The sequence below is a fragment of the Methylobacterium sp. genome (assembly GCF_019745455.1).
In the GTDB taxonomy this organism is placed as follows: Bacteria; Pseudomonadota; Alphaproteobacteria; order Rhizobiales; family Beijerinckiaceae; genus Methylobacterium.
Genome location: NZ_JAIETD010000041.1, coordinates 110,785 through 124,939, shown reverse-complemented (window position 1 = coordinate 124,939; position 14,155 = coordinate 110,785). Strand labels below are relative to the sequence as shown.

12 protein-coding genes and 1 tRNA gene are annotated in these 14,155 nt (G+C 66.1%); 8 read left to right on the top strand and 5 right to left on the bottom strand.

Annotation, left to right across the window (positions count from 1 at the left end; genetic code table 11):
* Positions 1 to 49 precede the first annotated feature (49 nt).
* The 5 genes from K2Y56_RS10070 (at position 50) to K2Y56_RS10050 (ending at position 5,056) form a co-directional block, all read left to right on the top strand.
* Positions 50 to 1,375, top strand: a complete 1,326-nt coding sequence (locus K2Y56_RS10070; RefSeq protein WP_292507235.1) for an SLC13 family permease — start codon at positions 50 to 52, stop codon at positions 1,373 to 1,375.
* 130 nt (positions 1,376 to 1,505) lie between these two features.
* Positions 1,506 to 1,907 (top strand): succinate dehydrogenase, cytochrome b556 subunit, encoded by a 402-nt coding sequence (sdhC, locus tag K2Y56_RS10065; RefSeq protein WP_292507234.1) that lies wholly within the window; start codon positions 1,506 to 1,508, stop codon positions 1,905 to 1,907.
* 12 nt (positions 1,908 to 1,919) lie between these two features.
* Entirely contained in the window at positions 1,920 to 2,333 is a 414-nt protein-coding gene (gene sdhD, locus K2Y56_RS10060; RefSeq protein ID WP_292507233.1) for a succinate dehydrogenase, hydrophobic membrane anchor protein, read from the top strand.
* 28 nt (positions 2,334 to 2,361) lie between these two features.
* The gene (gene sdhA / locus K2Y56_RS10055) at positions 2,362 to 4,182 is read left to right on the top strand and encodes a succinate dehydrogenase flavoprotein subunit (RefSeq protein WP_292507232.1); all 1,821 of its coding nucleotides are present in this window, start codon (positions 2,362 to 2,364) and stop codon (positions 4,180 to 4,182) included.
* 58 nt (positions 4,183 to 4,240) lie between these two features.
* Positions 4,241 to 5,056: a succinate dehydrogenase iron-sulfur subunit gene (locus tag K2Y56_RS10050; protein WP_292507231.1), complete on the top strand. Its 816-nt coding sequence runs from the start codon at positions 4,241 to 4,243 to the stop codon at positions 5,054 to 5,056.
* A gap of 179 nt (positions 5,057 to 5,235) precedes the next feature.
* Here the strand turns inward: K2Y56_RS10050 and K2Y56_RS10045 are convergent, their stop codons facing one another.
* From K2Y56_RS10045 to K2Y56_RS10035, 3 genes are all read right to left on the bottom strand, one after another.
* Positions 5,236 to 8,400 carry a multidrug efflux RND transporter permease subunit gene (locus tag K2Y56_RS10045; protein WP_292507230.1) on the bottom strand — a complete coding sequence of 1,055 codons (3,165 nt, stop codon included), beginning with the start codon at positions 8,398 to 8,400 and terminating at the stop codon, positions 5,236 to 5,238.
* Between the two features lie 3 nt (positions 8,401 to 8,403).
* Complete coding sequence (locus K2Y56_RS10040) at positions 8,404 to 9,615, bottom strand: efflux RND transporter periplasmic adaptor subunit (protein ID WP_292507278.1); 1,212 nt, start codon at positions 9,613 to 9,615, stop codon at positions 8,404 to 8,406.
* Between the two features lie 235 nt (positions 9,616 to 9,850).
* Positions 9,851 to 10,171, bottom strand: a complete 321-nt coding sequence (locus K2Y56_RS10035) for a hypothetical protein (protein ID WP_292507229.1) — start codon at positions 10,169 to 10,171, stop codon at positions 9,851 to 9,853.
* A 433-nt stretch (positions 10,172 to 10,604) separates the two neighbouring features.
* Here K2Y56_RS10035 and K2Y56_RS10030 point away from each other — a divergent pair, with 433 nt between their 5' ends.
* The gene (locus tag K2Y56_RS10030) at positions 10,605 to 11,171 is read left to right on the top strand and encodes a L,D-transpeptidase (protein ID WP_292507228.1); all 567 of its coding nucleotides are present in this window, start codon (positions 10,605 to 10,607) and stop codon (positions 11,169 to 11,171) included.
* A 58-nt stretch (positions 11,172 to 11,229) separates the two neighbouring features.
* Positions 11,230 to 12,033 carry a TSUP family transporter gene (locus K2Y56_RS10025; RefSeq protein ID WP_292507227.1) on the top strand — a complete coding sequence of 268 codons (804 nt, stop codon included), beginning with the start codon at positions 11,230 to 11,232 and terminating at the stop codon, positions 12,031 to 12,033.
* A 502-nt stretch (positions 12,034 to 12,535) separates the two neighbouring features.
* On the opposite strand, the gene K2Y56_RS10020 is transcribed toward K2Y56_RS10025, so the two are convergent.
* Positions 12,536 to 13,582: a MaoC family dehydratase gene (locus tag K2Y56_RS10020; RefSeq protein WP_292507226.1), complete on the bottom strand. Its 1,047-nt coding sequence runs from the start codon at positions 13,580 to 13,582 to the stop codon at positions 12,536 to 12,538.
* Between the two features lie 45 nt (positions 13,583 to 13,627).
* Entirely contained in the window at positions 13,628 to 13,930 is a 303-nt protein-coding gene (locus K2Y56_RS10015) for a YggT family protein (protein ID WP_292507225.1), read from the bottom strand.
* A gap of 120 nt (positions 13,931 to 14,050) precedes the next feature.
* On the opposite strand from K2Y56_RS10015, the gene K2Y56_RS10010 reads away from it, so the two are divergent.
* A tRNA-Ala gene (locus K2Y56_RS10010) sits at positions 14,051 to 14,126 on the top strand.
* Positions 14,127 to 14,155 lie beyond the last annotated feature (29 nt).

Here is a 14,155-nt window from a genome sequence, read left to right as displayed (position 1 = left end):
AATCTGAGCGCAGGGTAACGCCCGAACCGGGTGATGCGCGAGATCGAGGATGCAGGCAGCGGGGTTACTGAGCGGACACGGCACGGTCGTCGCGACCGGCCTTCTGCTCGCCCTGTGCATGGGCCTCTGGGCGACCGGCCTCGTCGCCGAGATCGTCACCGCGCTCCTGTTCTTCTGTACCGCGATGCTGCTGCGGCTGGCCCCGGCCGCCACGGTCTTCTCGGGCTTCGCCTCCTCGGCTTTCTGGCTGGTGCTCGGCGGTATGGTCGTCGGCCTCGCCATGACGAGGACCGGGCTCGGCGACCGACTCGCACGCGCGCTCTCGGGACGGATGCCGGGCTCCTATGCCGGCTTCATCGCCGGCCTCGTCGCCCTGGCCTTCGTCCTGTCCTTCGTGATGCCGTCCAATCTCGGCCGCATCGCCCTGCTCGTCCCGGTCGTGCTGGTTCTGTGCGACCATGTCGGATTGGTCGACGGGCGGCCGGGGCGCATCGGTGCCGTACTCGCGGTGGGGCTGGCGACGCCGCTGCTCTCCGCGGCGATCCTGCCCGCGAACGTTCCCAACCTCGTCATGGCCGGCACAGCCGAGGTCCAGTACGGCCTGCATATCGCCTACCTACCCTACCTCGTCCTTCACGCGCCCGTTCTGGCGCTCGTCAAAGGCACGCTCGTGGTCGCGGCGGTGCTGTGGCTGTTTCCCGATCGGCTTGACCCCGCCGCGGAGGATACCGCAGCGGTTCCCCGCGAGCCCCTCAAGCCGGCTGAGCGGCGTCTCGCCATCGTGCTCGGCCTGACCCTGGGCCTCTGGGTTACCGACAGCATCCACCACATCGCCCCGGCCTGGATCGGGCTCGCCGCCGCCCTGGTCTGCCTCATGCCGCGGATCGGGGTGCTGGGACCGGAGGCCTTCGGCGCCGTCAATCTGCGCACCTGCTTCTATGTCGCGGCGCTGCTCGGCCTCGTGGCGACGGTCAACGAAACCGGCCTCGGGGCAAGCCTCGGCCACGCCCTGCTCGGATTGGCACCGCTCAGGCCCGACGCCCCGTTCCAGAACTTTGGCGTCCTGACCGGCCTTGCCGCACTCCTCGCCGTCGTGGCGACGGCCAACGGTGCCCCCGCCCTCTACACCGCGCTCGCGGGCGAGATGAGCAGGGCCAGCGGGCTCTCCCTCGACGACGTCGTGATGGCACAGGTGGTCGGCTATTCGAGCCTGTTCCTGCCCTACCAGGCGCCGCCAATCATCCTGACGATGCATCTCGGCGGGATTCGACTCCTCGACGCAACGCGGCTCACCGCGCTCGTCGGCGCCGCATCGCTCATCATTGTCACGCCGCTCGATTACCTGTGGTGGCAGACCCTGGGGCGGCTGTCATGATAGATCGCGCTGCATTGCAACACATTCTGGTGCGGTGCCGCATCCGCGCCTTGCGCGTTTGCGGTGAACCGATACTCCTTCGAACAACTCCAGACATGCTCCACCGTCTCAACCGAGGATCATGAGCCCGATGCCTCCCACGCTACGCCCCACGACCGCGCAGCCGCTCTCGCCCCATCTCCAGATCTACCGCTGGACCTGGACCATGGCGATGTCGGTCTTCCACCGCATCACCGGTACCGCGCTCTATGGCGGCTCGGCCCTGGTGGCGATCTGGCTGGTGGCTTTGGCCTCGGGACCTGCCGCCTACGGGTGGGTCGCCTGGTTCTTCGGGTCGATCGCGGGACAGCTGGTGCTGTTCGTCTACACGTGGATCCTGATGCACCACATGCTCGGGGGCCTGCGCCACTTCGTCTGGGATTTCGGCCATGGCCTCGACCGCGAGCGGCGGCTGTGGCTGGCGCGAGGAACCCTGATCGGCTCGATCGTCCTGACGATCCTGATCTGGGCCCTGGCCCTGACGTTGCGCTGAGGAGGCGAGGACATGGTCGACAACCGCCAGAACACGAACCTCACCATGCGCACCCCGCGCTCGCGGGTGAAGGGGCTCGGCGCCTCGGGCCACGGCGCCAGCCATTGGTGGCTGCAGCGCCTGACCGCGGCCTCGAACGCGCCGCTGATGGTCGCCTTCGTCGTCGTCATCGCGCTGATGGCCGGGCGGCCTTACGCGGAAGCGGTCGCCCTGATGTCGCACCCCATCGTTGCACTCATCCTGATCCTCGCCGTGATCTCGGTCACGCTCCACATGAGGATCGGGATGCAAGTCATCATCGAGGATTACGTCCACGACAAGGGTCTCAAGATCGTAAGCCTCTTCGCCAACAACTTCTACGCGGTCATCGTCGCCGTCTCCTGTCTCTACGCGATCCTGCGCGTGAGCCTCGGCAAGCTGGTCTGACCGCACCCGGAACCCGAAGGATATGCCCATGGCCACCAACGGAACCAACGGCAACGGCGCGCCCGCCTACACCATCCACGATCACACCTTCGACGTGGTGATCGTCGGGGCGGGCGGCGCGGGGCTTCGCGCCACGGTCGGCTGCTCTCAAGCCGGCCTGCGCACCGCCTGCATCACCAAGGTCTTTCCGACGCGCTCCCACACGGTAGCGGCACAGGGCGGCATCTCGGCGTCGCTGGGCAATATGGGCCCCGACGATTGGCGCTGGCACATGTACGACACCGTGAAGGGGTCGGACTGGCTCGGCGACCAGGACGCGATCGAGTACCTCGTCAGGAACGCGCCCGCGGCTGTCTACGAGCTCGAACATTGGGGCGTGCCGTTCTCGCGGACCGAGGAAGGCAAGATCTACCAGCGGCCCTTCGGCGGCATGACCACCGAATACGGCAAGGGCACCGCCCAGCGCACCTGCGCCGCCGCCGACCGCACCGGCCACGCCATGCTCCACACCCTCTACGGGCAGGCGGTGAAGAACCAGACCAACTTCTTCATCGAGTACTTCGCCCTCGACCTGATCATGGACGAGGATGGCCGCTGCCTCGGCGTCATCGCCATCGACCAGGCGTCCGGCGAGATCCACCGTTTCCGTGCGCAGCAGACGATTCTCGCCACCGGCGGCTATGGCCGGTCCTACTTCTCGGCGACCTCGGCCCATACCTGCACGGGCGACGGCAACGCCATGGTGCTGCGCGCCGGCCTTCCGCTGCAGGACATGGAGTTCGTGCAGTTCCACCCCACCGGCATCTACGGCGCCGGCTGCCTGATCACGGAAGGCGCGCGCGGGGAGGGCGGTTATCTCACGAATTCCGAGGGCGAACGCTTCATGGAGCGTTACGCGCCGTCCGCCAAGGACCTCGCCTCCCGCGACGTGGTATCGCGCTCGATGACGATGGAGATTCGGGCCGGGCGCGGTGTCGGCAGGAACAACGACCACATCTACCTGCACCTCGACCATCTCGACCCGGCGATCCTGCACCAGCGCCTGCCGGGCATCTCCGAGAGCGCCAAGATCTTCGCCGGTGTCGACGTCACCAAGGAGCCGATCCCCGTGCTCCCGACGGTGCATTACAACATGGGCGGCATCCCGACGAACTATCACGGCGAGGTGCTGACCCTGAAGAACGGCAACCCCGACACGGTCGTGCCGGGCCTGATGGCGCTCGGCGAGGCGGCCTGCGTCTCGGTGCATGGCGCCAACCGCCTCGGGTCGAATTCGCTGATCGACCTCGTCGTGTTCGGCCGTGCCGCCGGCCTGCGCTGCGCCGAGATCGTCGAGCCGGGCCGCCGCCAGATGGATCTGCCCAAGGACTCGGCCGACAAGGCCTTGGGCCGCCTCGATCGCTTCCGCTACGCCAATGGCGGCACGCCGACCGCCGAGTTGCGCGCCGAGATGCAGAAGACGATGCAGAACAACTGCGCCGTCTTCCGCACCGGCGAGGTGCTGGAGGAGGGCAGGACCCTCATCCACAAGGTCGCCGCCGGCACGGCCGATATCGGCATCCAGGACCGCTCGCTGATCTGGAACACCGACCTCCTCGAGACGCTCGAGTTCGACAACCTCATCGGCCAGGCGGTGGTGACGATGGAATCGGCCGCCAACCGCAAGGAAAGCCGCGGCGCCCATGCCCGCGAGGACTTCCCCGACCGCGACGACAAGGAGTGGATGAAGCACACCCTCGCCTGGATGGACGACACGTCGAAGCAGGTCAGCATCGATTATCGGCCGGTTCACACCTACACGATGTCGAACGAGATCCAGTACATCGAGCCGAAGGCGCGTGTGTATTGAGGATGGAATGCAGTCGTCCTCAGATCAGATGCTTTGATAAGAAATAGGCACGCCGATCATGGCCCAGTTCTCTCTCCCCAAGAACTCCCAGCTCACCGAGGGCAAGACCTGGCCTCGGCCGCCTGGCGCCAACAATCTGCAGGAGTTCCGGATCTATCGTTGGAACCCGGATGACGGCGCCAACCCGCGGGTGGACGTCTATCAGGTCGACCGAGACGATTGCGGGCCGATGGTGCTGGACGCCCTGCTCTGGATCAAGGCCAAGGTCGACTCGACCCTCGTCTTCCGCCGTTCCTGCCGCGAGGGCATCTGCGGCTCCTGCGCCATGAACATCGAGGGCCAGAACGCGCTCGCCTGCACCATGGGCATTGACGAGTGCCAAGATCACACCAAGGGGCACGCCAAGGGCAAGAAGACCGGTGCGGTTCGGATCTACCCATTGCCGCATATGCCGGTGCTCAAGGATCTCGTGCCGGACCTGACGAACTTCTTCGCACAGCACGCCTCGATCGAGCCCTGGCTCCAGACCGAGACGCCGGCGCCCGAGGGCGAGTGGAAGCAGACGCCGGAGGATCGCGCACAGCTCGACGGGCTCTACGAGTGCATCCTCTGCGCCTGCTGCACGACGTCCTGCCCGAGCTATTGGTGGAACGGCGATCGCTTCCTCGGGCCGGCAGCGCTCCTGCAGGCCTATCGCTGGCTGATCGACAGCCGCGACGAAAATACCGGTGAGCGCCTCGACGCCCTGCATGACCCGTTCCGGCTGTATCGCTGCCACACGATCATGAACTGCGCCAATACCTGCCCGAAGAACCTGAACCCGGCAAAAGCCATCGCCGAGATCAAGAAGATGATGATCTCGCGCGAGGTGTGAGGACGTAGCGCCTCTCCTCCCCCATAGATCTCAGGCCAGCCCGAGATCGGCATGTTCGGTGCCCAAGTCGGGCAGGCCCGACGTGGGTGTGGGGACGAGGTGGGGGTGTTCCGCTTGCCTGAACCCAGGGTCGCCCAGCCACCTTCGATCCCTCCCCTCAAGGGGGAGGGAGATACCTACTACTCGGCCGGTGCGGGGTGAGCTGAAGGCTCTGGTTTGTCCTCCGCCTCCGTCTTCGGGCCCTCCGCCGCGTCCTTCCGGCGGAATAGCCGCATCACCACCACGAAGAACACTGGCACGAACATCACGGCGAGCACCGTCGCCGAGATCATGCCGCCGAGCACGCCGGTGCCGATGGCCTGCTGGCTCTTCGAGGCCGCCCCCGTCGCGATGGCGAGAGGCACGACTCCGAAGATGAAGGCGAGCGAGGTCATCACGATCGGGCGGAAGCGGAGCGTCGCGGCCTCCACCGTGGCGTCGACCAGCGACTTGCCCGGCTTCCAGAGGTCTTTGGCAAATTCCACGATCAGGATCGCGTTCTTGGCCGAGAGGCCGATGATCGTGATGAGCCCGATCTTGAAATAGACGTCGTTGGGCATGCCCCGCAGGTAGACCGCCGCCACCGAGCCGACGACGCCGAGCGGGATGACGAGCAGCACCGAGAAGGGGATCGACCAGCTCTCGTAGAGCGCGGCGAGACACAGGAACACGATGAGGATCGAGAGGGCGAGCAACAGGGTCGCCTGGCTGCCGGCCTCCTTCTCCTGCAGCGACTGGCCGGTCCAGGTATAGCCGAACCCCTTGGGCAGCTGCTCCATCAGGCGCTCCATCTCTGCGATGGCGTCACCCGAGGTGTAGCCGGGCTTCGGCTCGCCGGTGATGCGCACCGACTGGTAGCCGTTGAAGCCGATGATCTGCGCCGGCCCGACGCTCCATTTGAGGTCGGCGAAGGAGGACATCGGCACCATGGTGCCCTGTGCGTTCCGGACGCCGTAATTCAGGAGGTCGGCGGCCTTCAACCTTTGCGAATCCTCGGCCTGGACGATGACGCGCTGCATCTTGCCCCGGTTCGGGAAGTCGTTGGTATAGACCGACCCGAGATTGACCTGGATGGTGTTATTGATCTCCTCGAAGGCCACCCCCAGTGCCGCCGCCTTCTCGCGGTCGATGACGAGTTCGGCCTGGGGCGCAGGCGGCAATCCCTCGACATAGACCTTCTGAAGCACCGGGCTCTTCTTGGCGAGGGAGAGCAACTGCTCCTGAGCCGCCATCAGCGCCGAGTACCCCTTCTGGCCCCGGTCCTGAAGGCGGAAGGAGAAGCCGGAGGCGTTGCCGAGATTGTCGATCGGCGGCGGCTCCAAGGCTTGGATGATGGCATCCTTGTAGGTCGAGAGCGCCTTGTTGGTGCCCTCCACCAGCTTGGCCGCGGAGTTGGCCGCGTCGCGCTCGCCCCAGGGCTTGAGGGTGACGAAGGCTTGGCTCGTCACCTGGCCCTGTCCCGAGAACGAGAAGCCGTTGACGATGGTGACGCTCGCGACACCGGGTTGGGCGAGGAGGTGCTCCTCGACCTTCTTCACGGCCTGCTCGGTGCGGTTGAAGGAGGATCCCGGTGGCGTCTGGATATCCACGGTGAAGAAGCCCTGGTCCTCCACCGGAAGGAAGCCTTCGGGAAGGCGGACGAAGGCATAGGCGAGGCCCGCGACCAGGATCAGGTAGACCACCATGACCCGGCCCGAGCGAGCGATGAAGGCCGAGACGCCGCGCCCATAGCGGGCTGTCTCACGGTCCACGAGCCGGTTGAACCATCCGAAGAACCCGCCCTTGGCATGACCGTGCCCCTTCTCGACCGGCTTGAGCAGGGTCGCGCAGAGGGCCGGCGTCAAGGTGAGGGCCAGGAGCGCCGAGAAGGCGATCGAGGTCACCATGGCGATCGAGAACTGGCGATAGATGATGCCGACCGAGCCCGGGAAGAACGCCATCGGGATGAACACCGCCACCAGCACCAGCGTGATGCCGATGATCGCGCCGGTGATCTGATCCATGGCCTTGCGGGTAGCCTCCTTCGGGGGAAGGCCTTCCTCGTTCATGATGCGCTCGACGTTCTCGACGACGACGATGGCGTCGTCGACGAGGATGCCGATGGCGAGCACCATGCCGAACATCGTCAGCACGTTCACCGAGAAGCCGGAGAGCAGCATCACCGTGCAGGTGCCCATCAGGGCGATCGGCACGACGATGGTGGGGATCAGCGTGTAGCGGATGTTCTGCAGGAACAGGAACATCACCACGAAGACGAGGACCACCGCCTCGATCAGCGTCATCAGCACCTTCCAGATCGAGGCGTTGACGGCCGGTGTGATGTCGTACGGAATATCCCACTTCACGTTGGACGGGAAGAACTCGGACAGTTCCACCATCTTGGCGCGGATGGCGTTCGCGGTCTCGAGGGCGTTGCCATCCGGCGCCAGGGTTACCGAAATACCGGCGGCAGGGCCTCCGTCCAGACGGGTGGTGAATTTGTAGTCCTCACCGCCGAGCTCGATCCGGGCGATATCGCGCAGGCGCACGTTGGAGCCGTCGGGGTTGGCCCTCAGGACGATCGCGCCGAACTCGTCCGGCGCCGTCATCTGGCCCTTGACGATGATGGGGAAGTTGACCGGGTTGTTCGACGGGCTCGGCGCCGCGCCGACGGCGCCCGAGGCGATCTGGACGTTCTGGTTGGTGATCGCCTGCGAGACGTCGGATGCGTTGAGGGAGAGCCCGCGCAGCTTATCGGAATCGACCCAGATCCTCAGCGACCGCTCGGTCGAATAGAGGGTCGCGCGACCGACGCCGGGAATGCGGCGGATCTCGTTGATCACGTTCCGCATCAGGAAGTCGCCGAGCGCGATCTCGTCCATCGACCGGTCGGGGGAGATCAGGGTGATGATGTTGAGTGTCGCGGCGGAGGCTTCCTCCACCAGCGTTCCCTGCTGACGGACTTCTGCCGGAAGGCGTGCCTCGATGCGCTTCAGTCGGTTCTGCACTTCGACGCCGGCGAGGCTCGAATCCGTGCCGGGACGGAACTGCGCCGTGATCTCGATGACTCCGAAGGCGTCGCTGGCGCTCTCGAAGTTGAGAATGTTGGCCGCGCCGTTGAGTTCGTCCTCGATGAGGCGCGTCGTGCCGGTATAGAGGTTCTCGACGGATGCGCCGGGATAGGCCGTCGAGAGTGCGATCGAAGGCGGCGCTATCACTGGATACTGAGCAATGGGCAGCATCGGGATGGCGAGCACGCCGCCGAGACAGATGAACAGGGCGACGACCCAGGCGAAGATCGGCCGGTCGATGAAGAAGCGGGCCATGGCTCAGCGCGCTCCCGCTTCGCTCTGCGGCGCGAGCGTCGCGGTCGCCTCCGCCTGAGATGCCTCAGCCGTCTCCGTCTTCAGCGGCACCGGCTTCACGACCATCCCCGCGCTGATCTTCTGGACGCCCTCCACCACGACCCGCGTACCGGGCTGGAGGCCGTCGCGGATCAGCCAGTTGTTCTCGACGATGGGGCCGACTTCGACGGGCTGCAGCATGACCTTGTCGTCCTTGCCCACCACCCAGACCTCGGCCTTGCCGTCATTGGTGCGCTGGATCGCCTGCTGCGGTACTGCGATGGCGTCCTTGTCGATGCCCTGCTTGATCCGGGCGCGGACATACATGCCGGGGAAGAGCTCGTCGCTCGGGTTCGGGAAGAGCACGCGCAATGTCACCTGCCCGGTGCTGGGGTCCGCGGTGACGTCGGAGAAGAGAACGCGTCCGGGCGAGGGGTAGAACGTCCCGTCATCCATGATGAGCTTGGCGTTGGCATAATCCTGGGCCAGGCGGTCGAGCTCGCCGCTGGCGAGGTCGCGGCGGAGCTTGTTCAGTTCGCCGACGGATTGCGTGATGTCGACATAGATCGGGTCGAGCTGCTGGATCGTGGCGAGGTTGGCGGTTCCGCCCTGCTCGACCAGAGCGCCCTCGGTGAGCAGCGCCCGGCCGATCCGGCCCGAGATCGGGGCGCGGACATCGGTGTAGCTGAGATTGAGCTTGGCCCGGTCGCGGGCCGCCCTTGCGCCGGAAACTTCGGCCTCCGCCTGCTTCTGGGTCGCGTAGGCGCTGTCGTACTGCGCCTGGCTTGCGGTCTGGCGGGAGAGCAGCGTCTCGAGACGCTCGGCCTGCTGGCTTGCGAGCACGAGGGCTGCCTCGGCCTTGGCGAGGACGGCCTCGGCGCTCTGGAGTTCGACCTCGTAGGGCGCCTGGTCGATCTTGTAGAGAACATCGCCCTCCTTGACCTGGCTGCCCTGCTCGAAGGTCCGCTTGATCACGAGGCCGCCGACCCGGGCGCGGACTTCGGCGATACGCAAGGGTGCCACGCGTCCGGGCAGGTCGCGCTGATAAGGGATCGGCTGTGGTTTCACCGTGACGATGCTGACCTCCGGCGGCGGCGCAGTGGGGACCGCTGCCTGCTGCTTTTGGTTGCAGCCGGTGACCGCTGCGGCGATCGCGACGCCGGCGATACCGGCGCGCAGACGCCGCAGGCCATGCATCCGGTCGGCATGAGTGAGGGACGAAGGCACGATCGGAACTCTCCTGATCCATATGCTGGACCGCTTGCCGAGCCAGAGGAGGCCGCCGCGCAGCGTGTCCATTCGAAGCAAAGGCCCTAAGAAGGGTTGTAGCGCGAGATCCTATGCACTCTCCACGCCGGAAATGGCGAGGATGCGGCCAAAGCCGCCGCATTAGGATTCGAAGAGGCTGCGCAGCCGCAGCCTTGGCCTGCGATCAGGCGGTCCTGGGTGGCCGCTCGGGCAGCCACGGCCGGAGGCTCCGGAAGGAGATCGCCCCGATCTGCTGGACGCTCGGAGCGGCCTTCGGGTCGGCGATCAGCCGCACTTCACGGAGGGCATGCTCGCCATCCGAGACGTCGTCGACCATCTCTGCCATCGAGGCGGAGGGAATGAATGGCTTGATCCCGCCGGCTGTGGACGTGACGCCGAGCGGGCGCACGTCCAGGCCTCGATAGGCGCTGACGTCGACCGGCGACAGGATCGCAAGCAGCAGCAGCAGGACGGCGAGGAGACGATCGACTGTCGTGGCCGACACCCGCCGAGGGGCATGATCCGGCGAGAGCACAGCGTCGCTGCCGCGCAAGCCAACGGATTGCACGGCACTCGAAAGGGCTGCTGCGATGATCGGACCTGGTTGCACGGGGTCAAGACTGGTGCGGCGACGGCAAAGCTGCAATCCGGTTGCGACATTCTGTCAATGCAAGTCGTCCGAAGGAAAGTCCTTCAGGCTGAATGAAAAGCGAATGCCGGCGGGGCTTTGGGCGTCATGCGGCCGGATCGGGAACCGTGACTCAAAATCCACGACTCCCGAGCCACTGTCCCGGTTGGGTTGACCGGCCGGGCCCTAGCGGCCAACGCTGCGCGCCCTTGAGGAAACGGCTCGGCAATCGAGGCCGCAGGCGCTCCGGAAAGCGACGGGCCCAGCCTGTTCGCCGCAGGATGCACCGCAGCGACGAGAGAGAACGACCATGCGCCTTCCCCGCATCTTCGCGGCACCCGCCTTCGCGGCCCTGGTCCTGGCCGGCCAACCTGCGACCGCCAACCCGTTCGACAGCGGGCCGATCGCCGACTTCATGAACATTTTCCGCGAGCAGGCGATCCCGCGCGAGACCGTCGCGTGGAAGGGGTCCGAGAAGCCCGGCACCATCGTGGTCTCCACGAGCCAGCGGCGGCTCTACTACGTCCTCGGCAACGGGGCGGCGGTCCGCTACGGCGTTGGCGTCGGCCGCCAGGGCTTCTCCTGGTCGGGGGTGAAGTCCGTGACCATGAAGAAGGAATGGCCGGATTGGCGCCCACCGGCACAGATGCTCGCCCGGCGCCCCGATCTGCCGCGTTTCATGGCCGGCGGCCAGGACAACCCGCTCGGCGCCCGCGCGATGTATCTCGGCTCCTCGCTCTACCGGATTCACGGCTCGAACGAGCCGGAGACCATGGGCGCGGCCGTCTCTTCCGGCTGCATCCGCATGACGAACAAGGACGTGGTCGATCTCTACGACCGGGTTCGGGTCGGCACCAAGGTGATCGTCCGCAACTGAAACACGAGAAAGCCCACCGGTTTTCGGTCGGTGGCGACCGGAAACCGGTGAGGCTGGAATGATCTTCGGCGTCGACATCACTCTGGTGGCGGGCTTGTTCGCCGTCGCCGTTGCGGCAGGCTGCGTCGACGCCATCGCCGGGGGAGGGGGCCTGATCACGGTGCCGTCGCTACTGCTGGCCGGACTCGATCCCGTCGCAGCCATCGCGACGAACAAGCTCCAGGGCAGCGCGGGCGCGATCTCCTCGACCATCGCCTTCGCTCGGCGCGGGCATATCCATTGGCCGGCGGCCTGGAAGATCGCGCTCAGCGCAGGCCTCGCCTCGATCGGCGGGGCGCTCTGCGTCAGCCTGCTGCCACGCCCGGTCCTCGACGCTGCCGTGCCGATCCTTCTCGTCGGGATCGCGCTCTACTTCGCCTTCGCCAAGCGCATGAGCAGCGAGGACGCGGCCGCGCGCCTCACGCCCGGCATCTTCGCCCTGACGGTCGCGCCGGTCGTCGGCTTCTATGACGGCGTCTTCGGCCCTGGCGCCGGGGCGTTCTACATGATCGGCTTCGTCACCCTCCTCGGGTTGGGGGTGGTGCGGGCCACAGCCCATACCAAGCTCGCCAACGCCGCGAGCAATCTCGGCAGCCTCGCCTTATTCGCGATCGGCGGTCACGTCGTCTGGGTGATCGGCATCGCCATGGCGTTCGGCGCCTTCCTCGGGGCGCAGATCGGATCAGCCCTGGCGATACGGCTCGGGGCGCGGCTGATCCGCCCGCTCCTCGTCACCATCGCCTGCGCGATGGCTCTGCGGTTGCTGTCGAACCCGGAGAATCCGCTGCGTCGGGCGGTCATGGGAGTGTTCACGGGCGGCTGAAGCTCTGGATCGCACCAGGCACGACGATTGTGCGATGGCTTGCATCCCATGCCAGATGCAGCCGATGAGTTTGATTCACAACGAGCGGACGAAAACGCTTCGGTGGCGGCGACGTCGAACGGCGTCGTCATCGCTTCGGTGGCAGCTGGCTTCATAACGCCGATTGCAGCTGTCGCGTTCGGCATTCCAGGGGCTGCCGGGCGAGGGGCCCTGGCGGCGGCGAGTGCGGCGTTGTCATTCCTCGTAGTCGGGATCGGCCTACACAACCTTGCGGTGCGTATTCTCGGGAGGCCGGTAGAATGAGCCGTGGAGAGATTTTCCTGCTCGCCCTGGACCCGACCATCGCCCTTGCGGCTGGGCTGATGATCTGCGGGCTGACCGCTCACGATCCACGACAAACGGCCCGAGCGGTCGAGGTCTCAAATCGCGCAAACGGGCCCGGTTATTAGGGCTGAGGCTCGGATCGTGCGTCGAGCGATCTCGGGCAGGATGGAGCATCTCGCTAGCGCGGGATGAACGCCCAATAGTCGAGATCGAGGATGACGGCCGGGTCGTAGCCATCGCCCTGCTTGTCGGGATGGTTGCCGCAGGGCTGGTTCTTGGTCGCCACCGTGCGCAGGCGCAGAGCCCCGATGTCGCTGCGACCGGGCAGTTCGGCGGTCTCCAGCACCTCGCTCCAGGCATAGACCGTATCGCCGGCAAAGAGCGGCGCGACGTGGCGGCCGGCATTGATGCCGGCGAGGGCGAAGGCGTTGGCGAGGCCGTTGAAGCTCAGGGCGCGGGCGAGCGAAATGACGTGGCCGCCATAAATCAGGCGGCGGCCGAAGCGCGTATCCTTCACCGCATGGGCGTCGAAATGGACCTTGGCGGTGTTCTGGTAGAGGCGCGTCGCGATCTGGTGCTCGGCCTCCTCGACGGTCATGCCGTCGACGTGGTCGATCTTCTCGCCGGCCACGTAGTCGGAGAAGCGATGCGGGCTCCCTGCGAGATCGAGATCGTAGGCCGAGATGTCGAGCGCGGGAAGCGCGCCTGCAAGGTCCGCCGGATCGACGACCTTGGCGAAGGTCGGCACGTATTCCTGCGCGATCTTCGCCTCGGGGTCGCGTTTGCGCACCAGGACCCAGCGGCAATAGCTCAGGACCGTCTCGCCGTCGGCGTCGGAGCCGGTCGAGCGCACATAGACCACGCCGGTCTGGCGGTTCGAGCTCTCCTTCAGCCCGATCACCTCGGAGACGGTGGAGAGCGTCTCGCCGGGATAGACCGGCCGGCGGAAGCCGCCCTCGGCATAGCCGAGATTGGCCAATGCGTTCAGCGAGATGTCCGGTACGGTCTTGCCGAACACGATGTGGAAGGTGAGGAGATCGTCAAGTGGGCTCTGCGGGTAGCCGATCGCCTTCGCGAAGGCGTCCGACGACTGAACGACGAATCGGGACCCGTAGAGCGCCGTGTAGAGCGCGACGTCGCCGCTCGTCGCCGTCCGCGGCGTGGCATGGCGGATGGTCTCGCCGAGGCGGTAATCCTCGAAGAAGCGGCCGGGATTGGTTTTCATTGGGTCGTCCTCGAGAAGATTCGGTCCGTGCAGGTGTGCCGACGATCAGCGTGTGTAGACCGTCGTTTGCACCGGCAGGAACTCGTGGAGCAGCCTGCTCGCGAACAGGAGCAGCAGCACGAGGACGATCGGCGAGAGGTCGACACCGCCGAGATTGGGCAAGATGTTGCGGATCGGCCGGAGCACCGGTTCCGTCAGCCGATAGAGCACCTCGCCGATCTGCGACACGATCGGGTTGCGCACGTTCACGACGTTGAAGGCCACCAGCCAGCTCAAGACCGCGCTGGCGATCAAGACGTAGATATAGAGCTGGATCACGGTGTCGAAGAGCCAGATGAAGGCGTTCATGCGCGAATCTGATGTCCCCGGTCCGTCCGTCCTCGGCGCGCCGACGGCGCGGTGACGGAGGAAATTTTACGGAATTGACAGGCCAAGGCGCCAAAGCATAGAACGCTCCGACCTCGGAACGGGGCTGTAGCTCAGATGGGAGAGCGCCGCAATCGCACTGCGGAGGTCAGCGGTTCGATCCCGCTCAGCTCCACCAGGCAGCCCCCGAAAACGTGCGGTTCAGCG

Excerpts from the sequence above, each read along its gene's own strand:
- K2Y56_RS10040 (WP_292507278.1), bottom strand. The coding sequence starts at position 9,615 with ATGCATGGCCTGCGGCGTCTGCGCGCCGGTATCGCCGGCGTCGCGATC.
- K2Y56_RS10020 (WP_292507226.1), bottom strand. The coding sequence starts at position 13,582 with ATGAAAACCAATCCCGGCCGCTTCTTCGAGGATTACCGCCTCGGCGAG.
- K2Y56_RS10045 (WP_292507230.1), bottom strand. The coding sequence starts at position 8,400 with ATGGCCCGCTTCTTCATCGACCGGCCGATCTTCGCCTGGGTCGTCGCC.
- K2Y56_RS10050 (WP_292507231.1), top strand. The coding sequence starts at position 4,241 with ATGGCCCAGTTCTCTCTCCCCAAGAACTCCCAGCTCACCGAGGGCAAG.
- K2Y56_RS10070 (WP_292507235.1), top strand. The coding sequence starts at position 50 with ATGCAGGCAGCGGGGTTACTGAGCGGACACGGCACGGTCGTCGCGACC.
- K2Y56_RS10015 (WP_292507225.1), bottom strand. The coding sequence starts at position 13,930 with ATGAACGCCTTCATCTGGCTCTTCGACACCGTGATCCAGCTCTATATC.
- K2Y56_RS10030 (WP_292507228.1), top strand. The coding sequence starts at position 10,605 with ATGCGCCTTCCCCGCATCTTCGCGGCACCCGCCTTCGCGGCCCTGGTC.
- sdhA (WP_292507232.1), top strand. The coding sequence starts at position 2,362 with ATGGCCACCAACGGAACCAACGGCAACGGCGCGCCCGCCTACACCATC.
- sdhD (WP_292507233.1), top strand. The coding sequence starts at position 1,920 with ATGGTCGACAACCGCCAGAACACGAACCTCACCATGCGCACCCCGCGC.
- sdhC (WP_292507234.1), top strand. The coding sequence starts at position 1,506 with ATGCCTCCCACGCTACGCCCCACGACCGCGCAGCCGCTCTCGCCCCAT.
- K2Y56_RS10025 (WP_292507227.1), top strand. The coding sequence starts at position 11,230 with ATGATCTTCGGCGTCGACATCACTCTGGTGGCGGGCTTGTTCGCCGTC.